The following is a 25,418-nucleotide window of genomic DNA, read 5'->3' on the forward strand; positions in this document are numbered from 1 at the left end:
GGCGAGGGCAGCACTGCCTGACCTTGATTTGAAATAAGTCTTGTCATTTTCCTAATGTGTGGCGTTTTTCCTAAATGCACAGATAAGACGACACGTTCACCCGTCCCCAATAAATATAGCGTCCTGCTGCAGGGTGTTAGCCAGATTCACTCTCACGCAAGGCACCTGTGATTCGAACGGGCGATTATATTACACCTGAGAAGCGCTCTGGCGCATTGATGAAGCGTACTGACATCTCTGATCACTCAACCCGTGCGTCGTAGATGGTAGTTAACCTGATAATCGTGGGTGTTTCTGTACATCACGGCGTAGTTGATAAAAGAGCCCGTATTGCTGTATGAAAGCGAGTCGACTCTGAGTAGGAGGGTTTTTTCAGCGATATCCATCAGGTGCGACAGGCGCTTATCGGATAAAACCGGTCTTAATGACTCATAATTGCCCTCTAAAACAATGCCACACTCCTGCTCGATATAGTCAAATTTAGATTTTTCCAAATGGGCCAGGCTAAGGTCAGGGAATATTTTCACTGGCATATAACTTTCTTCGAGCATCAGCAGCTTTTCATCAACATAACGTAACCGACGTGAGAAAAAGAGGCGTTCACCACTGTTTATGCGTAACTGATCGGCTATGGCGGGAGGGGCGGCGATTAACTCGAACGCCAGTACCTTACTGATCACCTCTTTTCCCTGCAGACGTAAGACTTCTGCCAGCCCGGTGAGCGAACTGGTTTCATGACTGATATCCTTTGCGGACACGTAGGTTCCGCTGCCATGCCGTCGCTCCAGCAACCCCTCTCTGACCAGTAAATCTATTGCCTTACGCAAGGTCATTCTCGCCACGCCAAACTCTGTGGCGAGCACTTTTTCAGCCGGAATAGCACTCCCGACCGCGACAAAGGGCGAATTTAGCCGGAGACGCAGTTTGTCAGCGATAAATTTATAGATCACTTTTGTACCTCCTGAGAGGGAGACATAACCGTCAACAGGCCTTGCATAAAGTTAATGCGTGCAGGGGGATAAATAAATAGATTTTTTATTTCCTATAGCCGCGCTGTGAGATGTCTAGTTATTGCCATGAAAATAGACGTCATGATGAAAATTAAAACCATGAGGGCGCTCACGAAGTCGTTAATGTCCCACTCTGCCAGAGGCGTGACTGCCTTATTTTGGCTGCGTTTACATTGACTTTAACGATGTATCCTTAGAATCGTTACGTGAGGAACTTAAATGCTCAGTCAAATACAGCGCTTTGGCGGCGCCATGTTTACGCCGGTATTATTATTTCCCTTCGCCGGTATCATCGTTGGTCTTTCCATTATGTTACGCAACCCTTTATTTGTAGGGGAAGCATTAACGCATCCAGAGAGTTTATTTAATCAAATTGTCTTCATTATTGAAGAGGGCGGATGGACGGTTTTTAGAAACATGCCGTTAATATTCGCGGTTGGCCTCCCGGTGGGGTTGGCAAAACAGGCTCAGGGGCGAGCATGTCTGGCCGTTGTCGTCAGTTTTTTAACCTGGAATTATTTAATTAATGCCATGGGCAGCACCTGGGGCGATTTTTTTGCCGTCGATTTTTCCAAAGGAACAGAAGCCGGAAGCGGACTGGCCATGATCGCGGGGATAAAAACACTGGATACCAGCATCATCGGTGCCATCGTCATTGCCGGTCTGGTGACGGCTCTACACAATCGTTATTTTGAAAAACCGCTTCCGGTTTTTCTGGGTATTTTTCAGGGCTCATCTTTTGTCGTCATTGTTGCCTTCTTAGCGATGATCCCCTGTGCCTGGTTAACGCTGTTTGGCTGGCCCAAAATTCAAATGGGCATCGAGTCGCTTCAACAGTTTTTACGCGATGCGGGCGCGGTTGGCGTGTGGGTTTATACCTTTCTGGAACGTATCCTGATCCCGACAGGACTGCACCACTTTATTTATGGGCCTTTTATCTTTGGCCCGGCAGTGGTTGAAGGCGGCATCCAGGTTTACTGGGCAGAGCATCTGCAGGCCTTCAGCCAGAGTACGCAACCACTCAAACAACTGTTTCCTCAGGGCGGTTTCGCGCTTCATGGCAATGCAAAAGTCTTCGGCGCAGTGGGGATTGCGTTGGCGCTCTATTCGACAGCCTCAGCGCGTCACCGGGTCAAAGTCGCAGGGTTGTTAATTCCGGCCACGTTGACAGCCGTTCTGGTCGGCATCACTGAACCCCTGGAGTTTACCTTCCTGTTTATTTCGCCTCTGCTGTTTGCGGTGCACGCTGTGCTGGCCGCCAGCATGGCGACAGCAATGTATATGTGCGGCGTGGTAGGGAACTACGGTGGCGGCTTACTGGACCAGTTTCTGCCGCAAAACTGGATCCCAATGTTCCCTAACCATGCCGGCATGATCTTTACCCAAATCGGTATAGGCCTGGTTTTCACGGGGCTCTACTTCGTGGTTTTTCACCAACTCATCCTGCGGCTGAACCTGAAAACACCCGGTCGGGAGGACAGTGACGTCAGGCTTTACAACAAGGCCGACTATCGGGCAGCGCGAGCAGCGCCAGCTTCCCCGGGCGGGCATAACCCGCAACGCGATCAGGCTTGGGGTTTTCTGAATGCGCTGGGTGGGGCCAGCAATATAGCCAGCATCAACAACTGCGCCACGCGCCTGCGCATAACACTGCTCGATGAGGCCAAAACGCAGAACGATGCCGCGTTTATGGCGCTGGGCGCCCACGGTGTCGTCCGGCGTGGCAACAGTATTCAGGTCATTGTGGGCTTACAGGTCCCCCAGGTGCGCGAGCAACTTGAAAGCCAAATGAAAGACCCGGCCCGGTCTGAAGCAACACTTACCATGGAGAAACCTTTATGAAGACATTCTCAGTTTTAATTGCGGGCGGCGGTAGCACCTTTACGCCGGGTATTGTGCTAATGCTCCTGGCGAACCGGCACCGCTTTCCTTTACGCCAGCTGAAGTTTTACGACAATGACGCGGCCCGTCAGGAAACCATTGCCCGGGCCTGTAAGATTATCTTGCAGGAACAGGCACCTGACATTGTGTTCAGCTATACCACCGATCCGCAGGAAGCATTCAGTGACGTCGATTTTGTCATGGCGCATATTCGGGTGGGTAAATATCCCATGCGTGAGCAAGATGAAAAAATCCCCTTGCGTCATGGTGTTCTGGGCCAGGAAACCTGTGGGCCGGGTGGTATTGCCTATGGCATGCGCTCAATCGGCGGTGTCCTTGAGCTTGTCGATTATATGCAACAGTACTCACCCGACGCCTGGATGCTGAATTATTCCAACCCGGCCGCCATCGTGGCTGAGGCAACGCGACGCCTGCGACCTGAGGCTAAAATCCTGAATATTTGTGACATGCCGATTGGTATTGAAAGTCGGATGGCAAAAATTGTCGGTCTGCAAGATCGCAAGCAAATGCGGGTGCGCTACTACGGGCTCAATCATTTTGGCTGGTGGACCGCTGTTGAAGATTTGAAGGGGAATGATTTAATGCCACAGCTGCGTGAGTACGTGGCAAAGTACGGCTATGTTCCGCCCTCTGGATCGTCATCAGTGGAGTCCAGCTGGAAGGATACTTTCCTGAAGGCGCGCGATGTGCAAGCGCTGGATCCCCAGACGTTGCCCAATACCTATCTGAAATATTATTTGTTCCCAGATTATGTGGTCGCGCATTCCAACCCTGAACGCACCCGCGCTAATGAGGTCATGGAGCATCGTGAAAAGCAGGTGTTCAGCGCCTGCAGGGCAATCACCGATGCCGGGCATTCATCCGCCGGGGAGTTGGAGATAGACGAACATGCTTCCTATATTGTCGATCTGGCGACCGCGATCGCCTTCAATACCCAGGAGCGTATGCTGCTCATTGTGCCTAATCAGGGCGCTATCCCCAACTTTGATGCGGACGCTATGGTGGAAATTCCCTGTCTGGTGGGGCGCAACGGTGCGGAACCTCTTCAGGTTGGCGACATTCCGACTTTCCAGAAGGGGTTAATGAGTCAGCAGGTTGCGGTCGAAAAGCTCGTGGTGGAGGCATGGGAACAGCGCTCCCGGCACACGTTATGGCAGGCCATTACCTTATCTAAAACGGTACCAAGTGCCGCCGTTGCAAAAGCTATTCTCGACGATCTTATCGAGGCAAATAAAGCCTTCTGGCCGCCGTTGAGCTAGAGCGCCCGTCAGCCAGCCTGGGTTCGCGTTCAGGCTGGCTGTCTTTAGCGCAGACAGGGCAAACCAGGAGAATCGAATGCCGTGAGGGATAACTCTGTGGATCGCGCGCGAGAGTCGTCAATATTCTAGTGTGCACTGCCGCGTCATGCCTCTCCACCGTTGCGCGTGCTTGATTTTCAGCGCGCATCCCGCCACATTAGCGCCTCGTATCCTGACGCTTGCAAAGGAGATGATCGTGTCGACTGTAACCCCACTGACCTTACTGAAGCGTATTGATGAACGCTACCGATCGCTCACCGGACATGGGCTTTACTGTCCTCATGATATCGATGACCGTTATCAGTGGCTGCATGAACAGGCGCCGTACAGCATTCTTGCCCACAGTACCGCAGCCGATCCCGTGTTTGTCTATGCCAATCGTTGTGCTCTGAACTGCTTCAAATACAGTGCGGAAGAGATACGGCAACTGCCGTCACGACTCAGTGCCGGGCCTTTCGACAGGGAAGCACGACAGCGCCTGCTGGATATTGTCAGACGCGATGGCATTGCCACCGGCTACAGCGGACCGCGTGTCGATAAGCAGGGCAAAAGCTTCATTATCTACGATGGCGAAGTCTGGCAGTCAGACGGACGCGATGAGGCGGGATGGGGCCAGGCCGCACTGTTCTGGCCCAGCCCCCGTCACGCGTTGGCAGCGTTCTGATCGGCGCGACGACGCCTTTCTGCCGTGTGCTGACAGGCTTATACCCGAAACGCTTCTACCATGCCGCGTAATGCGTGCGCCTGTTCAGAAAGGGACTGAGAAGCAGAGGATGACTCTTCAACCAGCGCCGCGTTGTTCTGGGTGACGCTGTCCATCTGGCTGACGGCGACGCTCACCTGAGAAATGCCCTGCATTTGTTCGGAGGAGGCCAGTGAGATCTCATCCATCGCGCTGGCCAGGTCGCCGACCATGCTGACGATTTTGAGGATGCTTTCACCTGTACCGTTGGCGACTTTGACGCCGCTGCCAACCTGTTCAACCGCTTGCTCAATCAGCGACTTAATCTCTTTTGCTGCGGTCGCGCTGCGCTGGGCCAGGGTGCGGACTTCACCTGCGACAACGGCAAAACCCCGGCCCTGTTCGCCAGCACGCGCGGCCTCTACCGCGGCATTGAGGGCCAGGATATTGGTCTGGAAGGCGATGCCCTCAATAACGCCGGTGATATCGCGAATTTTAGACGCGCTCAGCGAAATGTCGTTCATGGTTTCCGACATCCGGTGTACGTCGCTTTCGCCACTGCGCGCCAGCACGGCGGTCTCACGGGCAGTTGACGCAGTGCTTTGCGCACCGGCGGCGTTACTTTTCACCGTGGCGGTGAGCTGTTCCATGCTGGCTGCGGTTTCCTGCAGGGCGGCGGCCTGCTGTTCGGTCCGGGAGGACAGCTCCGTGTTCCCCTGGGCGATCTCTTCCGCTGCCAGCGCAACGTTACCCGAGGTCTGTTTGATCTCTGACACCAGAGCACGCAGTTTAGCCTGCATACCATCCAGTGAAGCCAGCAGGCTGGTGGAATCATTACGGCGGAGCGTGACGCTGGCGGTCAAATCGCCCGAGGCAATCGCGGCCGCCAGTTCCTGGGCCTGGGCAGGCTCACCGCCCAACTGGCGCATTAACACCCGGGTGATGACATAGCCGGTGGCGAGGGAGAACAGCACGGAAAGCACGGATAAAAACACCAGCGTCAAGGACGCCCGGCTGGTTGCCACGCTGTTAACTTCCACCGCGTTGCGGCTGTTATGCATGAGAATTTCTGTGGTTTTGTTTAGCGCATCCAGCATATTGCGTTGCAAGGGGCGCAAGGTCTCCATGAGATAACGCGTCGCTTCATCTCGCTCATTCTTCAGCCCCAGTTGCCCGGCAGCTTCGAAAGCGCTCATCACCGTGCCTTCCAGTTCTTTAATGTGGTTTAAGGCAGCCTGTTCTTCAGCCGTGGACTGGCTTTGCATGATCACCTCAAGCGTTTCACGGTTTTCCGCGAACAGTTTTTTTTGCGCTTCAAGACGCTCCCATTCAGGCTGCATTTCCTTAACGTCGCTCAACAAGGCCAGATTTCGCACGGCTATCGCCAAATCCCTGAGTTCGCCGCGCATATCAAGAATCAACTGGTACTTCCGCATTTTGACATTCACGACCTCATCCATTCCGGTTTTAGCGTTATGCAGCGAGTTAAGTGAGACAGAGGTGCAGATAATGGAAAGCAAAATTAACAAACCGAAACCGGTTGCAAGACGAGTGGAGATTTTCATAAATATGTTCCCGATGGATTGCTGTTTTGTTCTCTATCGGCACGCGTCAGGAAAATGATTAACAAAAAGGCCAAAATTTACATAAGTATCGTTAATATTATTATTTTGAATTTAAAAAATGATCTTAATCAATAGATGACGATATTTTTGTTATGTCTTGAATATCGTAAGGTAATGGCCGAAAAATATGCAATGGGTTGATGTATTGAGTCAGGTTGAGGGGGCGTTTTTTATTAAATCATAAATTTAAATGGTGGTTGCCACTAACCCGGATCGACGGGCAGCGAAGGGCAGACATGACCTCGTAGCGGGCCTGGATCTGCGCTCGCCACTCTGTTGCTCATCAGTGATCCCGTCACGCTACCCAACAGATCAAACTCTGAAGTGACGGCGTTGGGTAAGGTGTGCCTGTGCGACGAACACAGCGCGTATACGTCCGATAAATATGTGATCGGGGTAACAATCTTGACATGAATTTTAAGTTTATCAGACAGTTCATTACGCCAGTTTCTTCACTATAGCGACTCCATTCACAGCATGGGAAAGCACAATGAGGAAACCGTTAGCAGTGGCCTGGTTGTTTTTGATCATTTCATTCGGCGCAACGGCGCAAAGTCTGACGCACAGCAGGGCCGATCCCACCCATTATGCGGGATTAAAGACGCACAGCAGCATCGCAGATACGCCGGAATCACCGGATGAGCATGTAAGAGAGAGGCAGCACGACGTGGGTAAAGCATTGTGAAGTAAAAAAATGGCTCGCCAGTGCGAGCCATCTTTTCATCAGCGTGCAGGCCTGGGTGCCAGAAACTTCTTGCCCAGTTTTATTCCCGGTTTTTCCACACAGTTAAACAGTAATGATGCCAGCGCGTAGGTCACCGGAATCGATACGGCACAAACAATCAAAAAACGCGTCAGATCATTTTGATACTCAATGTCCGTTTGATTGAGCAACAGCGCAATGGCCGGGATCACGATCAGCAGATGCAGCAAGTAGACCGAAAACGACACATCGCCCAACCATGTACTCAGACGGTTGTTTAACACCTTACGCGGAATGCGGATCAGTTTTGCCATCAGGCTGCTTTCCTGATACTGCCAGAGCACGGCCGCCATACCGATAATCATTAAGGCTTCCAGCATCACCTGCAGCTTAATGGCACCCAGCCCAATCAGCACGCTTACGGCCGGTCCGGCAAGGGCAAACAGCACGTACAGCAGGGATTTACGGCGTACCGCTTCAGCCAGCAGCATGCCTGAAATAAACATATTCAGTTTAATCAGAATCATTGACGGCATTTCAAAGGCTTCATAGTAGTCGGGCAGCAGGTAACGGCCTGCGCAACTCAGCGCCATCATGCTTAGCAGGGCGGTCGCGTAACCGAAGCGCATCACCGCCAGCATCATAAACGGAAACAGCAGATAGAACTGCATTTCCAGCCCAATGCTCCAGTCGGGCAGCGTGGTATTGAATCCATAGGCGGGCAGCACGCCAAACAGGAATGACAGATGCGTCAGCACGTTCATGAACGACTGATCCGCATAGCGTGAAGATTCTGTTGCGGTCCCGGAATAAAACTGGGCAATGGTATCGCGCATCTCACCAAACCAGGGGCCATAGATCAGGGCAACCGCCAGCAGCAGATAATAAAGCGGGGCAATGCGGAAAAAACGGCGTAACCAGAATTTTTTAATGGTTTCCGCGCGTTGCCAGGGCTCCTTGTGCTGGCGTTCCACATAGTTTTTTGCCATCAGATAGCCCGAAAGCAGGATAAAGAGATCCACGCCAATGCCGGGTGAGGAGATCAAGGTAATATGGCAATGGATAAGCAGACTTATGTGTCCCAGCAGTACCCAAAGAGAAGCGATGCCGCGTAACCCCTCCAGTTCCGTGGACCAACCTCGTGTCGCAGACATGGTAAAACCCCGTTAATCAGTTAGTTATACTTGCACTAAGGCGGTAACTAAGCCCTAACGTGGTGGTTAAGTCCACCCGTTGAGAAAAAAGTGAGAGGATTCTGACGCTGTGGTTAATAATTAATCGGCGAGATAATGCGCTCGCTGATTATTTATGGCGGTTCAAACGGGAGCACGCAAGATGAATAAGCACGGCAATACATTGTTGATCACCGGTGGGGGAACGGGCATTGGGCGCTCACTGGCGCATCGCTGGCATGACGCCGGGAACAAGGTGATTATTACCGGGCGTCGTCAGGACGCGCTGGACGAAGCGGCGGCCGGACGAGAAGGCATAGCGACCTGGGTTTTAGATGTCACCGATGCGGATGACGTCAGTCACGCCATTCCTCTGCTGCTCCAGACGTATCCGCACCTGAATGTTTTAGTCAACAATGCTGGCGTCTTTAGCCCTGAGGACATCACTTCACGCCGCGACCTGAGCGATGTTGTGAGAATGACCGAAACCAATTTTATTGCGCCCGTCAGGCTCACTGATGCGCTAATCGATCACCTGAGCGCTCAGCCCGCTGCGGCTATTATTAACGTGTCGTCCGGGCTGGCATTTGTCCCTTTCCCTGCGTCGCCGACCTACAGCGCCACTAAAGCGGCACTTCACTCCTATACCGCAGCCCTTCGGCCGCTGTTAAAAGGGAAGGTTGAGGTGATTGAGATTATCCCGCCACAGGTGCAAACCGAGTTAGCGCCCGGGCAGTCTCAGGATCCTGACAGCATGCCGCTTGATGCCTTCGCCGATGAGGTTATGACGTTATTGCACAGCGGCACAACGCCCACCGAAGTCTGTGTGGAACGCGTGCGCTACTTTCGCGAGGCCGAAGCGAAAGGGCAGTTTGATGAGGCATTGCAGATGCTGGTGCAATACAGCTAAGCCCCGGCCAGGCGCGAGGCGACAACGCGAGCGACGATTATGCTGTTCCACTGATTTCGTGCAGCCAGTCTGTGAGATCGCGCTCAAGCGTTCCTGCCTTTGCGACCTCAGGCGAGAACAGGCAATACTCTGAGCCATCTTCCACAAACCCCATTGGTGCGGCCAGTATGCCGCTTTGAATATCATCTTTAACGAGCGGCCAGGGTCCTATGGCTACGCCGATCCCGGCTACCGCCGCCTGCAGGCTAAAATAAAAATGTTCGAAACACTGCTGCACGTTAACGGGAGCCGGTATCTGCATCGCCGTCGCCCAGACCTGCCACGCCTCCGGGCGGCTTCTGGAGAGCAGTAAAGGCGCGTCCGGATTCAAACCCGGACGCTCGCTGTCGAACCAGGCCGTGACGCGATCGGGGCGGCAGACCGGTCCCACCTTTTCCCTGAACAAGTGTTCGATATGGCAGGGCGATACGTGAGTAAAATCATTGCGGCGCAGTGCAAAATCAATCCCCTGATCAAACGAGAATGCGCCACTGGCCGCGACCAGATGGATCTCATTTTTACCGAAGCGCGCCTCAAAATCGCCCCAGCGTGGAATCAGCCAGCGCATTAATAACGTGGGCTCACATGACAGCACGCGCTGGCGCGTTCCCGCGCGTAAGCGGTTTACGCTGCGGGAGATCATGGCGAAGCCGTGACTGACCGCGTCAGCCAGCTGTTCGCCTGCTTCTGTCAGACAGACTTTCCGGTTACGACGCGCAAACAGCGCAACACCTAAATCCTCTTCAAGTACGCGCACCGCCCGGCTGACAGCACCGGGCGTGAGATGCAGTTCGTCTGCTGCACGGGCAAAGCTTTCGAAACGCGCCGCCGCTTCAAAACAGCGCAGCGCCATTAACGAGGGCAGGCGGTTGCCTGGTAAAGGTGAGTTTAACTCACCGTTTGGCGCAGAAATCATCGTTATATCTCGCGTTTTTTCACCATTAATATCAATCAAACCGAGAAGGGTTGGATATTTATATTACCAGGGGGTCAGTAACGTGGACTATATCATTCGGGAAGAAATACCGTCTGTAGAAACCTATCGCCACATCAGAGTGAGCGCAGGATTAAGTGACAAAACGGAACAGGCCGCAAAGACGGGGTTAAGAAACGGTTTGTACAGCGTGGTGGTTTGCCATCAGGACGCGCCGGTTGGCATGGGAAGAGTGATTGGCGACGGAGGCTGCTTTTTTGTCATTACCGATATTGCTGTGCTGCCACAACATCATAAAAAGGGGGTGGGCGATCGTATTATGACGGCGTTAATGGCCTGGATAGCGCGCCATGCGCCGCCCTCCGCCTACATCAGTTTGATTGCCAGTCATGGCTCGCCGGGTTTTTATGCCCGTTATGGTTTCGAACCGGCATTGCTGCCAGAACGTGCGGGCATGTTTTTGCGAATCCAGGGATAAAGATGAAAAAGGGGACGTCAGCGTCCCCCTGTTATCAGGCCAGTTTCAGAATGATCATGCCCAGCAATAACAGCACAAGCCCCACCCAGCCCTTGAGGTTGAGCCGCTGACCAAACAGTATCCATCCTGCTGCCACGGTCGCGACGATACCAAAGCCGCCCCACAGGGCGTAAGCAACCGACAGATCGATGCCTTTAACCGCCTGAGACAGCGCGCTAAACGCCAGCAGCACGCAGGCCAGAGACAGCATTCCCGGGAGGATTTTTTTAAAGCCGTTGCTGTACTTAAGCAAAATATTTGCGGCTATCTCCAGCAGGACCGCCAGTGCCAGCCAGGCAAAATGGATCACATCAGGCAGGATCATGTTCTGCCTCCTTCACCTCACCGCTGCCGACTTTAATGAGCAGAATGCCCGTCATCAGCGTGATCAAACCGCAGATTTTCATTAACGACAGGGTTTCATCAAAAAGCTGCACGCTAAATAAGGTGATCAGCAGAATGCCAATGCCCTCCCAGAGCGCGTAAGCCACACCCAGCGCAATGCGCTTGATGGCGAAACTCAAAAAAAAATAAGAACAGGCAATCATCCCCAGCATGACCACATAACCCAGCTGACTCTGATTCAGGCTGGACCATTTCATGGTCAGGGTACCTATAATTTCCGTAACAATAGCGAGTACTAATAATCCCCAGGCGCGCATGGGTTTTCTCCATCAATCGACGTCATGATTTACCGTGATGCGTAACGCAACGGCAGAAAAGAAGTTGGCTGGCAGAAAGGGGACTAAAGGGCGCTGCGCCAGTGCTGATCGACGGCGTTAACGCTGACAGGTGCGAGGGTAAAAAGGGGGTTAAAAAGAGTAATGAACATCCTGCTCATAATTAAACAATGCATCCACGTTGTTGCTTCTCTTCAGTGGACGGGGAAAGCCTCCGGTAATGAACACAGTAGCGTTATATCATTAAAACCGCCCCAGGCACAGCCTGTTTGTTCGGGTTTTTGACAAATATCAGGTCAATATTGCTGGGGTTTAGGCACGGTTGCGTTTCGGCAAAAAAAAGCCGGACAGCAGTCCGGCTTTGATGTCGTAGAAAACCTTACGCTGGGCGCGCGGGTTCCGTACGAACGGGCGCTTCGCCCGCCACATAGTAGTCAGCCGTGCTGCGTGGCAGAGCATCAAGTCCACGAATGCAGTCGGCAATTTTTTCACCGATCATAATGGTGGTCGCATTCAGGTTACCGGTGATGATCAGCGGCATAATTGAGGCATCGACAACGCGTAATCCCTGGAGTCCGTGAACGCGGCCTTCACCGTCAACGACCGACATCTCGTCATTGCCCATTTTACAGGTGCCGCAGGGATGATAGGCCGTTTCGCCATGATTACGGACAAACTCATCCAGTTCTTCATCGGTCTGGCATTCAATGCCCGGACTGATTTCACGTCCGCGGTATTTATCCAGGGCCGGCTGATTAATGATCTCACGCGTAATGCGGATGGCATCGCGGAATTCGTGCCAGTCCTGCTCATGTGACATATAGTTGAACAGGATCGCAGGATGGCGACGTGGATCGCGCGATTTCAGGCGCACATGACCCCGGCTCGGCGACCGCATAGAGCCAACATGACACTGGAAACCGTGCGCATCTACCGCATTTGACCCGTTATAGTTAATCGCGACCGGCAGAAAATGGTACTGAATATTCGGCCAGCTAAACTCTTCGCGGCTGCGAATAAATCCGCCTGCCTCAAACTGGTTGCTTGCCCCGACGCCGGTGCCGTTAAACAGCCATTCCGCGCCAATCTTAGGCTGGTTCCACCATTTCAACGCCGGATAGAGCGAGACCGGCTCTTTGCACTCGTACTGCAGGTACATTTCCAGGTGATCCTGCAGATTTTCACCCACGCCTGGCAGGTCATGTACCACCGGAATATCGAACTGGTTCAGCAACTCGGCTGAACCCACGCCGGAACGCTGCAGGATCTGAGGGGAGGCAATGGCCCCTGCACACAGCAAGACTTCGCGGCGGGCGTGAACCGTATGCAGCGTATTGCTGTCGCCGATCAGGTACTCGACACCTATTGCACGCTTGCCTTCAAACAAAATGCGATCGGTCGTGGCATGCGTAACGATTTTCAGGTTGGCACGATTTTTCGCCCTGTCCAGATAGCCGCGCGCGGTGCTTGAACGACGACCTTCAGGCGTGACAAAGCGGTCCATTGGACCAAAGCCTTCCTGCTGATAGCCGTTAAGGTCATCGGTACGCGGATAGCCAGCCTGAACGCCTGCCTGAATCATCGCCTCAAACAGAACGTTATTGCCTTTCTTCGGCGTGGTCACGCTGACCGGACCCTCTCCGCCGTGGTAATCGTTGGCGCCCGTATCACGGGTTTCTGATTTACGGTAGTAGGGCAGACAGTCCAGGTAGCTCCAGTTTTCCAGACCGGGCATGGTCGCCCAGTTGTCCAGATCCATGGCGTTACCGCGGATGTAACACATGCCGTTGATCAGTGATGAACCGCCCAGGCCTTTGCCTCGGCCACACTCCATCCGGCGGTTGTTCATGTAAGGCTCAGGTTCCGTTTCGTAGGCCCAGTTATAACGTTTTCCCTGTAAAGGGTAAGCCAGTGCCGCAGGCATCTGGGTTCGGAAATCAAAACGATAGTCGGGGCCGCCCGCTTCCAGCAGTAAGACATTCACATTGCTGTCTTCGGTCAGTCGGGTAGCCAGGACATTCCCTGCGGATCCGGCTCCAATGATAATGTAATCAAATTCCATTCGTCGCTCCTCAGGTAGGGGGATTAAAATACAGACTGAAAACGCGTCAGTTCTACCTGAACCGACTTCACCTGGGTGTAATTTTGCAGCGTCATCAGGCCGTTTTCACGTCCCACGCCAGAGTGCTTATAGCCACCAACCGGCATTTCGGCGGCAGATTCACCCCAGGTGTTAATCCAGCAAATACCGGCTTCAATCTGATGGATCACGCGGTGCGCGCGGTTAAGGTCTTGCGTGACCAGGCCGGCAGCCAGACCGAATTCGGTGTCATTGGCCCGACGTATCACTTCGTCTTCAGAGGTGTAGCTCAGAATTGACATCACAGGACCAAAGATTTCCTCACGGACAATCTTCATCTCGTCACGGCAGTCGCTGAATACGGTGGGTTCAACCCAGGCGCCCTGATCAAAGCCTTCGCCCGTTAAGTGTTTTCCGCCACACAGCAGACGTGCGCCTTCTTCAACGCCAGAGGCGATAAAGCGCATGACGTTGTCGCGGTGGCTAAAGCTGACCAACGGGCCAAAGTTAGTCTCAGGATCGCGCAGGTCGCCCGCTTTGATGCGCGCAACGCGCTCAAGAATTTTGGCTTCAAACGCCGACTGCAGCCCGGCGGGAATAAACACGCGCGTGCCGTTAGTACATACCTGGCCTGAACTGTAAAAGTTAGCCATCATGGCGATATCCGCGGCGAGATCGAGATCGGCATCATCAAAGATGATCAGCGGTGACTTACCGCCCAGCTCCATCGTAACGTCTTTCAGCGTAGAACCGGCCGCGTTCGCCATTACCTTCTTACCACTGACGACGCCGCCGGTGAACGAGACTTTATCAATGCCAGGATGTTCGGTCAGCAGCTGGCCGGTCACCGCGCCGGTTCCCGGTAGCACGTTGAACACGCCATCCGGCACGCCCGCTTCCGTGTAGATTTCAGCCAGTTTCAGGGCCGTCAGTGGCGTGACTTCACTGGGCTTGAAGATCATGGCGTTGCCGGCGGCCAGAGCAGGCGCTGACTTCCACAGCGCGATCTGGATCGGATAGTTCCAGGCACCGATGCCCGCAACAACGCCCAGCGGTTCGCGGCGGGTATAAACAAACGAGGTATCACGCAGCGGAATTTGCTGGCCTTCCAGCGCAGGGATCAGCCCAGCGTAATATTCCAGTACGTCGGCACCGGTCACGATGTCCACGCTGGAGGTTTCACTGAACGGCTTACCGGTATCAAGCATTTCCAGCTCAGCCAGCTCATCATTGCGCTCGCGCAGGATATCAACCGCACGACGCAGAATGCGTGAACGTTCCATTGCGGTCATCGCTGCCCAGATCTTTTGTCCTTTTCTGGCAGCGGCGACGGCACGATCGACATCCTCGCGTCCGGCGATCTGAACATCAGCCAGAACCTCACCGTTGACCGGATTGATGCTCTGGAAGGTTTCTCCAGAGGTGGCGGCAACGTAGGTACCATTGATGTAGAGTTGTTGCTCGTTGAATCGGGACATAATTTCTCCTGGTTCCGTTACTCGTGTTCGCCAGCTAACTGCTGACGAATGAATTGGGTGGTTAGTGTTCGGGCGGTGGCGGCGTCAAACGGCTTGCCACTCAACGCGGCGCGTAACCACAGACCATCGATCATGGCCGCCAGCCCGTACGCGGCAAGACGGGCCTTTTCCTTTGGTAACTGGCGGCGAAATTCAACCGCTAAAGAGGAAAACAACCGCCGGTGGCTGACCCGTTCCAGACGTTTGAGCTGCGGCTGATGCATGCTGCTCGACCAGAAATCAAGCCAGGCTTTCATTACCGCACGTTCGATCTGACTTTCGTCGAAGTTGCCGTCAACGATAGCGCGCAGCCGCACCTCTGCTGAGGCCTCTGTCAGGGACGCCAGTCGACTCGCGACCGCCTCACGTAGCTGACGCGTCACATCGCGCATGGTGGCTTCCAGCAGGCCGTTCTTATCCTTGAAGTAATGACTGATGATGCCCGTTGAAACCCCTGCGCGCCGTGCAATCTGGGCAATGGTGGCATCATTAATACCCACCTCATTAATTGTTCCCAGCGTTGCATCGATCAGCTGCCGACGTCGTATTGGCTGCATCCCTACCTTTGGCATGACTCTCACTCCAGCCTGAAACCGAACCCCTATTTAAACTTTTTTTGATTGGATGTTCAATATAAATAGAATCCTTGTTAGGATGATGTGTCCTAAAAGTTGAGTAAGTGAAGCGGTAAGTGTGGCAGATTTGCTAGTTTTGACCAGAATGTAACAGCAGGAAACGAAGCGTAAAAACACACGACGCCGGGACGCCGGATTATCCAAACAGGATGATCCCTTGCAAAATTTACACGCCAACAACCAGAGGTAAACGATGACGAGTCCACCTAGTAGTGAAAAAGACAGAATCAATCCTGTAGTGTTTTATACATCGGCGGGATTGATTCTGACCTTTTCACTCATCACCATTTTGTTCAGTAACGAAGCCGCAGGCTGGATCCTCAAGGCAGTCAACTGGGTATCTTCCGCGTTCGGCTGGTATTACATGCTGGCGGCCACGCTCTACATTGTGTTTGTGATTTACATGGCCTGTTCCCGTTTCGGCTCAATCAAGCTGGGGCCGGAGCAGTCAAAGCCAGAGTTTAGTGTACTGAGCTGGTCGGCGATGCTGTTTGCTGCCGGTATCGGTATCGACCTGATGTTTTTCTCGGTAGCCGAACCTGTTTCGCAATATATGCAGCCGCCGGAAGGTGCAGGGCAGACCATGGAGGCGGCCCGCCAGGCGATGGTCTGGACGCTGTTTCATTACGGCTTAACCGGGTGGTCAATGTATGCCCTGATGGGGATTGCGCTCGGCTACTTCAGCTACCGGTATAATCTGCCGCTCACCATTCGTTCGGCGCTGTATCCCATTTTTGGCAAGCGCATCAACGGGCCGATTGGGCACACGGTTGATATCGCCGCCGTTATCGGCACGATTTTCGGTATCGCCACCACGCTTGGCATCGGTGTTGTGCAGCTCAATTACGGGCTGAAAGTGTTGTTTGATATTCCGGAAGGGTTAACTGCCCAGACCGCGCTGATCGTTTTATCGGTGGTTATAGCCACCATTTCAGTGACCTCCGGTGTGGACAAAGGTATCCGTATTCTGTCGGAACTGAATGTCGCCCTGGCGCTCTGCCTGATTCTGTTTGTTCTGTTTGCAGGCAACACCAGTTTCCTGCTGAATGCGCTGGTGCTTAACGTGGGAGACTACATCAACCGCTTTATGGGCATGACGCTGAACACCTTTGCCTTTGACCGGCCAACGCAGTGGATGAACAGCTGGACGCTGTTTTTCTGGGCCTGGTGGGTTGCCTGGTCGCCGTTCGTCGGCCTGTTCCTGGCGCGTATCTCTCGCGGCCGTACCATCCGTGAATTCGTTCTGGGTACGCTGGTGATTCCTTTTACCTTTACGCTGCTGTGGCTGTCCGTATTCGGTAACGCGGCCCTGTATGAAATTATTCACGGCGACGCCGGTTTTGCACAGGAAGTCATGACGCACGCCGAACGTGGCTTCTACAGCCTGCTGGCGCAGTATCCGGCGTTTAAGCTGAGCGCATCTGTCGCCACCATTACCGGCATGTTGTTCTACGTCACCTCAGCGGATTCCGGATCGCTGGTGTTAGGTAACTTCACCTCAAAGTTGAAAGACATTAACAGTGATGCCCCCAACTGGCTGCGTATTTTCTGGTCGGTAGCCATCGGCGTCCTGACGTTAAGTATGCTGATGACCAACGGCATTACCGCGCTGCAAAACACGACGGTTATCATGGGGCTGCCATTTAGCTTCGTGATCTTCTTTGTGATGGCGGGGTTGTATAAATCACTTAAGGTTGAAGATTACCGCCGCGCCAGTGCTTCACGGGAAACTGCACCCTATCTGGCCCATGCGACCGATCGTCTGACCTGGAAAAAACGCCTGTCGCGCCTGATGAACTATCCTGGCTCGCGTTACACGCTGAAGATGATGGAAGAAACTCTCTTCCCCGCCATGCAGGAAGTGGCGAAAGAGCTGGAGCTGCGCGGAGCTAAGGTTACGCTGGACAGGGTTGCGGCCAATGACGAACATCCCCTGGGTTATCTGGACCTGCGGGTGCAGTTGGGCGAGGAGCAGGATTTCCTCTATCAGGTCTGGCCTCAGCAGTACTCTATACCGGGCTTTACCTACCGCGCGCGTAGCGGAAAATCGACCTATTACCGGCTGGAAACCTTCCTGCTGGAAGGCAGTCAGGGCAATGACCTGATGGACTACAGCAAAGAACAGGTGATTATTGATATCCTCGATCAATACGAACGCCATCTTAACTTTATCCATCTTCATCGTGAGGCACCGGGAAACAGTATTACCTTCCCTAACGCCTGAGTCAGCAGCCCGTAAGCCAGGTGGTTTACGGGCTTTTTTTATAGTCGGAATTGTCCCGACCTAAACCGTGACAAAATCAACTATGGTTAACTCTGACAGGACACCGACCAAAGGGGTAGACAGGGAGTCGTATGCGAAAAATACTCAGAACATTTCTGCCGCTTTATACCACGACGCTGTTAATGCTGCTGGGTTCGGGCCTGCTGACCACCTATGTGTCACTTCGCCTGGCGCATGAAGCGGTAAACGGTGCCCTAATCGGCGCGATTATTGCCGCCTATTACATTGGCCTGGTGATTGGTGGAAAAGTGGGACACAACCTGATTGCCCGCGTCGGCCATATTCGCGCTTACGTCGCCTGCGCCGGGATTATCACCGCCTCGGTAATAGGGCACGGGCTGACGGACTTTATACCGCTGTGGGTTTTCCTGCGTTTGATTATCGGCCTGTGCATGATGTGTCAGTACATGGTGCTGGAGAGTTGGCTCAATGACCAGGCGGAATCTTCCCAGCGCGGCCTGATTTTTGGCTTCTATATGGTGGCGACCTACCTTGGCTTAAGCAGCGGTCAGGTGGTGCTGACGCTGCAAAGCGGGTTTGGTATTAACACGCTCCTGATCGTGGCGCTCTGCTTTGCGCTTTGTCTGGTGCCCATTGCGCTGACGACGCGCACGCACGTCCGGCCCATGTCGCCTGCACCGATGGAGCTGGGCTATTTCATTCGCACCATTCCTAAGTTGCTCAGTACCACCCTGTTAACCGGCATGGTGGTCGGCGCGTTCTATGGTCTGGCGCCGGTCTATGCAAGTAGCAAAGGGTTCAGTGACGCGCAGACCGGTATCTTTATGAGCCTGACCATCTTCGCCGGACTCGTCTCGCAGTTTCCGCTCAGCTGGCTGTCCGATCGCTATGACCGTCAGCGGCTGCTGTTTTATATCTCACTAGTTTTAATGCTGGCCTGTTTGCCGCTGGTCTTGCTGCCAAATCTACCCTTTAACTGGGTACTGGGTATCGCGTTTGTCGCCAGCATGGTGCAGTTTGCGCTTTATCCTTTACAGGTTGCCCTGGCTAACGATCAGGTGGCTGCTGAGCAGCGCGTTTCCCTGACGGCCTGTCTGCTGATGGCATTTGGCATCGGGGCCAGCATCGGTCCCTTACTGGTGGGTACATTGATGCAGCCCTTCGGCAGCAACCTGCTCTATCTGTTCTTCACCCTGTGTACGCTGCTGATTGCCGCACTGAGCTTCATGAAAACGCCTCAGCCGTTACCCACCACTGAAGTACCCCTGCCGCACGTGGTGTTGCCAGACAGCCTGGCGACGTCGCCCTTAGGCGCGGCGCTTAATCCGGTGCTCGAAGACGAGGCGATTCAGGCGGCGATGGTCAACAGTGATGAGATAAACGAGGACGAGGAAGGCGGTGAAGATGATGGCGGGGACGAGAATGATGACGACCCTGGCACGAATAAGACGCTGAATCAGTCATCTCCGCCCCGATGAACAACGGCCCTGAACGTGCCGCTGGCACGATGAAAATCCTCGACAAGGTGCGCGGGTTTTGTCACGCTGAAAGCCGAAATCGCCGAGGAAGATGCCATGCTGGAACTGCGCCCTAACTGTGAACGCTGTGATATTGATTTGCCTGCGGCATCCCACGATGCGCGCATCTGTTCGTTCGAGTGCACGTTTTGCGCCGCCTGCGCTGAGCAGCACCTTAAAGGGCGGTGTCCGAACTGTGGCGGTGAACTGGTCCGGCGTCCTGTCCGGCCTGCCGCTAAACTGCTGACGCACCCGGCCAAAACGCGTCCCGCCTGAGGTCATGACATCAGAACGCCGGCTTCTGCCGGCGTTCTTCCATTCTCATTACCGCCTGTCTTGCCTGCTAACCTCAACGAATCATCCCCTTTGCAAGGTGAAAATGGGATGATTTCGTGACAGTGTCACAAAAGGCGAGTGGGGCAGTTACCGGAACAGCCTGCCGTCGCGTACCAGCTCGCGGGGATAGCTGTTTTTAATACGGCTGCCAACACGTTTAGCCAGCCCGAGCGGCTGATCCTGATAGGTCACTATCATTTCATCCCGCGTGGGGGCGCTTTCAGGATAAATATCGCGACCGCGATACCACTCTTCGGCTTCAGCTTCGTTTAGCGCAAACGTCTGGTCGGGGCGCGGGGAGGCAAGGGCAATGACGGCCTCGTGTTGCCAGCGATAGCCTTTTGCAAAGGTTTCGGCCAGCTTCAGGCCAATCCGCGAGAAACGGACCTTACCTAACAGCGGTGTCACACCGGCCGGGAACAGCCAGATCTCCTTATCGCGCTGCCAGAGCTGAAGGTTGTCATCCCACTGAATCGCCACCTGCGCCGCCGACTGTACAATCTCGCTTTCCAGTTTGCGACTGACGTGGCTGAACGGCAGCTTACCCACTTTATAGGTCGGTTCAGGTAGCCGTGTGACAGAGGCCGTTTTACGCAAGCAGGCGACAAAGAACCCTTCGCTGTCGAACAGGTGCGGGAAAACGTGAAGATAACCTTCAGGCGTCGCGGCCCGCTCCGCCCCGGCAAATAACCCATTCAACGGGGCGATTTCAACGGCGTCCGGATAGCGCGCCAGCAGCCAGGCGACAACCTGTTGGTTCTCAATCTGATTAAGCGTACAGGTAGAGTAAACCATCGTACCGCCGGGCTTGAGGGCGTGGAACGCGCTTTCGATAAGGTCGCGCTGAGTCTGCGCGATAGTCTGCGTGCTGGTCAGCGACCAGTTTTTCAGGGCATCAGCATCTTTACGCATGACGCCTTCACCCGAGCAGGGCGCGTCCAGCAAAATGGCATCAAACTGTTCCGGCAGCGCAGGCCCAAAGACGCGGGCATCAAAGTGGGTCAGGGCGCTGTTGGTTACGCCGCAACGGGTTATGTTGGCATGAAGCACTTTGACCCGGCTGGCGGAAAACTCGTTGGCCAGAATGACGCCCCGGTTGTGCATGCAGGCGGCAATCTGGGTGGTCTTGGAGCCGGGGGCAGCAGCCATATCCATGACGCTCATGGCATCGGGCTGGGCCGCAAACAGTGCTGTCACCGGCAGCATTGAGCTGGCTTCCTGGATATAAAACAGGCCGCTCAGATGCTCCGCAACGCTGCCCAGCGGCAGGCTTTCGTCCTCGCGATTTATCCAGAATCCTTCCGCACACCAGGGAACCGGCGTCAACTGCCAGCCGTAATGCGCGGTTTGTGTCAGAAAGTCACTAACGCCGATCTTTAAGGTGTTAACGCGCAGGCTGCGACGTAATGGCTGCAGGCTGATGTCAATAAACTGCTGCAGGTCAGTATCATCGGGCAAGCTCTGGCGTATCAGATCGAGGAATTCGGCAGGGAAGCGTGAGGCGGAGTCGGACACGGATAAGTTCTCTTTGAGGCAAAGGCGGCAGTGTAGCACGCCAAAAGAAAACGGGCAGCCTGGGCTGCCCGTATGGCTTAAGGTTGATTCGGGTCGGGGATCGCCGTTCCCCAGTTACGCCAGTCTTTAGGCGGTTCATCCTGCAGCAGGAAGTGTTTGTTTGACGTTGCCTGAGGTGCCAGCGGCACGGTCGGCGGCGTAGCAAACTGAATACCGCCACGGATAAACTGCTGGAAGGTGCCGGTTTTCACCACGCCGCCAATCAGGCCAAAGTCCAGGTTATAGCCCGAGGCCAGCCAGAACACCGAATTGTTGCGGACCAGGTGCTGGTATTTCTTACTGATACGCAGCGCGATTTGTACGCGGTCTGCCATATTCCCCAGCGATGTACCGGTCACCGTGCCCACTTCTACCCCGCGGAACAGCACCGGCGTACCCAGCGACAGGGAACCCGCTTCGGTCGCATCCACATAGATGTTCAGGCCGTTAAGGTAACGTGAATCCGTGATGGTGCTTTCCTGCAGCTCAAAGGTGCGCGCGCCACGGCCTTTACCCGGATCGACGTTGACATAAGGCTGGAGGATCGTTTCCAGATGATTTACACCTGCGGCAGAAATTTCTGGCGATACCACCGAGAAACGGCTGTCGACGCGGGCAAAACTCTGCACATATTCAGGGTAGAGTACGGCCTTCGCCACCACCTGATTGTTGTCATCGCTCAGCGACAGCGACTCGATTTGTCCCACGTTGATACCGAGATAACGAATGGGCATGCCGGCGGACAGCTTGCTGGCGTCATAGGTATGTAACGTAATCTGGCTGCCCACGGCCCGTGCAGCCGTTTCAGACGGATAAAGCACGCGCTTCGCGCCTTTATCAATTTTCGCGCCCGTCAGGTTGTCGAAGCTAATGGCGCCTTTCAACGCCCGGTTTAGCGGCGAGGCCTGCACGGTTAACCCACTGCCGTTAAGCTGAACGCGTGCGCCGCCTTCTGCCCAGAACACACTTTCAGCAGAGAGCAGTTTGCGGTATTCCGGTTTGATGTGGACCGCGATATCAAACGCATCAGCGCGCGGGGTGACTTGCGTAATTTCACCGACCTGGAATTTACGATAGAGCACAATTGAGCCGGCCTGAACGTCTGGCAGGCTTTTCGCCGTCAGCATCAGCGTGGTGGATGGGCCATCGCCGGTAATGCCTTCTTCCGCGCGTTCAGCATCGGCAAAGAGGGGATAGGCCGTCTTAGGTGCGCCTTGTTTACCCGGCTCCAGACGAATACCGCCATCGACCCACTCGCGGGCGCTGGCGCCCAGCACCTGCATGCCATCCAGGCCGAATTTCACGTCAAGGCGACTGTTCACAATGAATTTACTGTCGCCGTGGACCAGTTGGCGCTGGTCAGGATTGACCGCGACAACAAAATTAACGCCGTTTGCATCCAGATCCCGGGAAATTACCTGACCAATTTTTAGTCCGTGCAACATCAGGGGTTGGCCGGCATCGATGCCGTAGCTTTCGGGGGCGCTCAGTTTCACGGTGAGAACATTGGGTTGCTGCAGCAGCGTTTTATTGGGTGCGACCACCGTAAAATGCTGCTGCGGTGCACCATCGCCAGGCACCAGCTCAAAGGTGTTACCGGTCAGCAGGCTGCTCAGGCTGGTATCCGTGAGGCTGAGTTTGGGGCTGCGCATCTCAATACGCGTGCCTTCACGCATCAGTCCCACGACTGAGGGATCGATCGTCATCTCACCGGTCACTTTACCGCCATCCTGCAGGTTCAGCTTGGTCAGGGTGCCGACTTCTAAGCCCTGATACATCAGCGGTGTACGGTTGGCTGAGAGATTATCCCCGCTGGGCAGATCCAGCGATATCAGCACGCCCCGCTGGCTGTGAGCCAGGTCGGGATAGAGCTGATAGTTCTGATCGGTTTTGGCGGCTTCCGCGCCCTCAGGCGAGTCAAAGGCGATAGCGCCGTTGACTAAGGCTGACAGGCTTTCTAGCTGTACTCTGGCCCCGCTCAGGCTGACGTCTGCATTCATTCCTGACACATTCCAGAAGCGGCTGCTGGTTTTCACCAGGTTCACGAAGCGCCGCTCAATCAGGACGTCAATCGACACGCCGTTGTTCTGATTGTTAATGCTGTAATCGTAGACACGGCCCACCGGGATTTTGCGGTAATACACTAACGAGCCAGTGTTCAACGAGCCGAGGTCGGATGAATGCAGGTGAATCATGAGCTCACCGGTATTCACGCGGTATTTCGGTTGGGTATCCAGCGCGGTAAAGGTGTCACTTTCTTTACCATCGCCTGGCATCATGCCGATGTAGTTCCCCCCCACCAGCGCATCCAGACCGGAAACCCCCGCCAGTGAGGCTTTTGGCGTGACCAGCCAGAACTGCGTATTTTCACGCAGCGCATCGCGCATGTCGCTCTTAATGCTGGCCTTGATCTGAATCTTTTTGTAGTCGTCGCTAAGATTGATGCCCTGCACAGTACCGACTTCCACGCCCTGATAGCGGATAGGCGTGCGGCCGGGCACGATGCCATCGGCCGTCTGGAAATTGATGGTGATGGTCGTGCCGCGCTCTTGAAAATTGGTCCAAAGCAGCCAGCCCGCAATCAGCATTGCGATAATGGGCAGAAGCCAAAAAGGTGAAATTTTACGCTTGTTGCGCAGCGTAGCATTAGTCGGTGTAGTCGGCGTTTCCTGTTGCATGTGCATCCCAGAGCAGGCGGCTATCCAGCCACTCAACGGCCATAATGGTCAGGATCACTGCCGCGCCAAAATAAAACGCAGCGGGTCCCATGGTAAAAGCCAGTAGTTGATCGCGATTGACCAACGACATGGTTAGTGAAATGACAAACAGATCCAGCATAGACCAGCGTCCAACCCAGGTCACAAAACGTAGCAGACGAATGCGGGTTTTCAGGCCCTGTTCGCAGCGGAAATGGATACTGAGCAGCAGCGCCAGCATCACCAGTACTTTGGTGAAGGGAACCAGAATACTGGCGATAAACACCACGGCTGCGACGGGCACGTTACCGGATGCCAGAGACAGGATGCCGGAGAAGATCGTGTCTTCACGGCGCGATCCGTTCAGGTACACCACCGAAATCGGCAACAGATTGGCGGGAATCAGCAGCACAATTGACGCGATAAGGGCGGCCCAGGACTTTTGTAAGCTGTGGCGGCGCCGAAAATCAAGCGGCGTATGACAGCGCGCGCAGCGGCCGCGGGCGTCAGGAATATCGGTGTAGTGGCAGTTAAGGCAGACCTGAAGATCGTCACGCCGCGTCACCTGGTGCGACTGGGGATAAAAGTGCTCCCAAAGCTGCTCCATGTTCAGATGAATCAACGTAATGACGCTCAGCACGGTTAGCGCCACATAGGCGACCAGCCCATAGCCTAATTCGAGGTCGGCGTAATCCTGGACTTTTATGGAGGCGACGGCGATGCCAATCAAAAAAATATCCAGCATCACCCACTCTTTGAGCTTATCGAGCATCAGCAGCACCGGGCGCAGATTCATCCCTAAACGCTCACCCAGGGCCAGATAGCCAATGCCTGCCACCAGCGTCACCGGCGCGCCGATAGTACAGAACGCCACCATCGAGGCGGTCAGGACATTGCCCTGTAGCGTCATCTGAACGATACCTTCCAGTACGCTGGCGTCAATGCGCATGCCCAGCAGGCGAATGTCGATAAGCGGCATGCTAAAAGCAAAAGGCATCAGCACCAGCATCGTGGCCGCCATCGCCAGCAGACGTGTCATTGACCAGTCGCGGCCGCTCACAATTTGCGCGTTGCAGCGGGGACAGTGGGCTGACTGATACGATTTCACATCTGGTAAGGAAAAAAGGGTATCGCATTGCGGACAACGCTGATAACGTGCCTGAGGCAATGTCTGGCTGATAGCGTGAATTTTCATAAATTAGTGCATGTTTCGCTTATTGTGATTAACGCAAAGGGTCAGTAAGACATCGCCTGGGTACCTGTCTCGGGTATCACGCTTCGATCCACAGAATGTTAAGGTTATAGTAACTAACGCTATGATTCACCTTATGGCTATGGATTTTTAGTGCTTATTTTTAACAAGCGG

General features: G+C 54.3%; 21 protein-coding genes. 9 read left to right on the forward strand and 12 right to left on the reverse strand.

The features are described from left to right. Positions 1–245: 245 nt before the first annotated feature. Entirely contained in the window at positions 246–950 is a 705-nt protein-coding gene (locus QLG08_RS03730; RefSeq protein WP_013026057.1) for a GntR family transcriptional regulator, read from the reverse strand. Positions 951–1,229: 279 nt separating this feature from the next. Between QLG08_RS03730 and QLG08_RS03735 the strand changes: the two genes are divergently transcribed. The 3 genes from QLG08_RS03735 to QLG08_RS03745 all read left to right on the forward strand — a co-directional run bounded on the left by QLG08_RS03735 (position 1,230) and on the right by QLG08_RS03745 (position 4,874). After that, on the forward strand, positions 1,230–2,852 hold the full coding sequence (locus tag QLG08_RS03735; RefSeq protein ID WP_014593869.1) for an alpha-glucoside-specific PTS transporter subunit IIBC: 1,623 nt from the start codon (positions 1,230–1,232) through the stop codon (positions 2,850–2,852). Then, positions 2,849–4,171: a 6-phospho-alpha-glucosidase gene (locus QLG08_RS03740; protein WP_161611151.1), complete on the forward strand. Its 1,323-nt coding sequence runs from the start codon at positions 2,849–2,851 to the stop codon at positions 4,169–4,171. Before QLG08_RS03735 ends, QLG08_RS03740 begins: the two co-directional genes overlap by 4 nt. 229 nt (positions 4,172–4,400) lie before the next feature. After that, on the forward strand, positions 4,401–4,874 hold the full coding sequence (locus QLG08_RS03745) for an MEKHLA domain-containing protein (RefSeq protein WP_029570099.1): 474 nt from the start codon (positions 4,401–4,403) through the stop codon (positions 4,872–4,874). Positions 4,875–4,912: 38 nt separating this feature from the next. On the opposite strand, the gene QLG08_RS03750 is transcribed toward QLG08_RS03745, so the two are convergent. After that, positions 4,913–6,457: a methyl-accepting chemotaxis protein gene (locus QLG08_RS03750; protein ID WP_282472813.1), complete on the reverse strand. Its 1,545-nt coding sequence runs from the start codon at positions 6,455–6,457 to the stop codon at positions 4,913–4,915. A gap of 550 nt (positions 6,458–7,007) precedes the next feature. On the opposite strand from QLG08_RS03750, the gene QLG08_RS03755 reads away from it, so the two are divergent. Beyond that, complete coding sequence (locus tag QLG08_RS03755) at positions 7,008–7,202, forward strand: hypothetical protein (RefSeq protein WP_078828724.1); 195 nt, start codon at positions 7,008–7,010, stop codon at positions 7,200–7,202. Between the two features lie 38 nt (positions 7,203–7,240). On the opposite strand, the gene QLG08_RS03760 is transcribed toward QLG08_RS03755, so the two are convergent. After that, a complete protein-coding gene (locus QLG08_RS03760; protein WP_078828723.1) occupies positions 7,241–8,374 on the reverse strand; it encodes an acyltransferase in 1,134 nt (377 codons plus the stop codon). A gap of 181 nt (positions 8,375–8,555) precedes the next feature. Between QLG08_RS03760 and QLG08_RS03765 the strand changes: the two genes are divergently transcribed. Next, the gene (locus QLG08_RS03765) at positions 8,556–9,302 is read left to right on the forward strand and encodes an SDR family NAD(P)-dependent oxidoreductase (protein WP_161611153.1); all 747 of its coding nucleotides are present in this window, start codon (positions 8,556–8,558) and stop codon (positions 9,300–9,302) included. A gap of 37 nt (positions 9,303–9,339) precedes the next feature. Here the strand turns inward: QLG08_RS03765 and QLG08_RS03770 are convergent, their stop codons facing one another. Continuing rightward, positions 9,340–10,257: a LysR family transcriptional regulator gene (locus QLG08_RS03770; RefSeq protein ID WP_026020937.1), complete on the reverse strand. Its 918-nt coding sequence runs from the start codon at positions 10,255–10,257 to the stop codon at positions 9,340–9,342. A gap of 82 nt (positions 10,258–10,339) precedes the next feature. Between QLG08_RS03770 and QLG08_RS03775 the strand changes: the two genes are divergently transcribed. Beyond that, positions 10,340–10,753, forward strand: a complete 414-nt coding sequence (locus QLG08_RS03775) for a GNAT family N-acetyltransferase (RefSeq protein WP_013026048.1) — start codon at positions 10,340–10,342, stop codon at positions 10,751–10,753. Positions 10,754–10,787: 34 nt separating this feature from the next. Here the strand turns inward: QLG08_RS03775 and mdtI are convergent, their stop codons facing one another. From mdtI to betI, 5 genes are all read right to left on the reverse strand, one after another. After that, the gene (mdtI, locus tag QLG08_RS03780) at positions 10,788–11,117 is read right to left on the reverse strand and encodes a multidrug/spermidine efflux SMR transporter subunit MdtI (protein ID WP_013026047.1); all 330 of its coding nucleotides are present in this window, start codon (positions 11,115–11,117) and stop codon (positions 10,788–10,790) included. Beyond that, the gene (mdtJ, locus tag QLG08_RS03785) at positions 11,104–11,454 is read right to left on the reverse strand and encodes a multidrug/spermidine efflux SMR transporter subunit MdtJ (protein ID WP_014593863.1); all 351 of its coding nucleotides are present in this window, start codon (positions 11,452–11,454) and stop codon (positions 11,104–11,106) included. The genes mdtI and mdtJ overlap by 14 nt, the downstream gene beginning before the upstream one ends. A 397-nt stretch (positions 11,455–11,851) precedes the next feature. Beyond that, positions 11,852–13,534 (reverse strand): choline dehydrogenase, encoded by a 1,683-nt coding sequence (betA, locus tag QLG08_RS03790; RefSeq protein ID WP_013026045.1) that lies wholly within the window; start codon positions 13,532–13,534, stop codon positions 11,852–11,854. A gap of 23 nt (positions 13,535–13,557) precedes the next feature. Beyond that, positions 13,558–15,030 carry a betaine-aldehyde dehydrogenase gene (betB, locus tag QLG08_RS03795; RefSeq protein ID WP_072138811.1) on the reverse strand — a complete coding sequence of 491 codons (1,473 nt, stop codon included), beginning with the start codon at positions 15,028–15,030 and terminating at the stop codon, positions 13,558–13,560. Positions 15,031–15,047: 17 nt separating this feature from the next. Then, positions 15,048–15,641: a transcriptional regulator BetI gene (betI, locus tag QLG08_RS03800; protein WP_014593862.1), complete on the reverse strand. Its 594-nt coding sequence runs from the start codon at positions 15,639–15,641 to the stop codon at positions 15,048–15,050. Between the two features lie 256 nt (positions 15,642–15,897). Here betI and QLG08_RS03805 point away from each other — a divergent pair, with 256 nt between their 5' ends. From QLG08_RS03805 to QLG08_RS03815, 3 genes are all read left to right on the forward strand, one after another. Then, positions 15,898–17,928, forward strand: coding sequence for a choline transporter (locus QLG08_RS03805; protein ID WP_014593861.1), 2,031 nt, complete (start codon positions 15,898–15,900; stop codon positions 17,926–17,928). A 131-nt stretch (positions 17,929–18,059) separates the two neighbouring features. Then, positions 18,060–19,427 (forward strand): MFS transporter, encoded by a 1,368-nt coding sequence (locus QLG08_RS03810; RefSeq protein ID WP_072138810.1) that lies wholly within the window; start codon positions 18,060–18,062, stop codon positions 19,425–19,427. A gap of 96 nt (positions 19,428–19,523) precedes the next feature. Beyond that, positions 19,524–19,742, forward strand: a complete 219-nt coding sequence (locus QLG08_RS03815; protein WP_013026040.1) for a DUF1272 domain-containing protein — start codon at positions 19,524–19,526, stop codon at positions 19,740–19,742. Positions 19,743–19,889: 147 nt separating this feature from the next. On the opposite strand, the gene rsmF is transcribed toward QLG08_RS03815, so the two are convergent. From rsmF to yebS, 3 genes are all read right to left on the reverse strand, one after another. After that, positions 19,890–21,317: a 16S rRNA (cytosine(1407)-C(5))-methyltransferase RsmF gene (gene rsmF, locus QLG08_RS03820; protein WP_072138809.1), complete on the reverse strand. Its 1,428-nt coding sequence runs from the start codon at positions 21,315–21,317 to the stop codon at positions 19,890–19,892. 77 nt (positions 21,318–21,394) lie between these two features. After that, positions 21,395–24,034, reverse strand: coding sequence for a PqiB family protein (locus QLG08_RS03825; protein WP_015700191.1), 2,640 nt, complete (start codon positions 24,032–24,034; stop codon positions 21,395–21,397). Continuing rightward, positions 24,003–25,247, reverse strand: coding sequence for a membrane integrity lipid transport subunit YebS (gene yebS / locus QLG08_RS03830; protein WP_013026037.1), 1,245 nt, complete (start codon positions 25,245–25,247; stop codon positions 24,003–24,005). The genes QLG08_RS03825 and yebS overlap by 32 nt, the downstream gene beginning before the upstream one ends. Positions 25,248–25,418: the final 171 nt, after the last annotated feature.

Origin of the sequence: Pantoea sp. V106_11, assembly GCF_029967885.1 — a bacterium.
GTDB classification, from domain to species: Bacteria; Pseudomonadota; Gammaproteobacteria; order Enterobacterales; family Enterobacteriaceae; genus Pantoea; species Pantoea ananatis.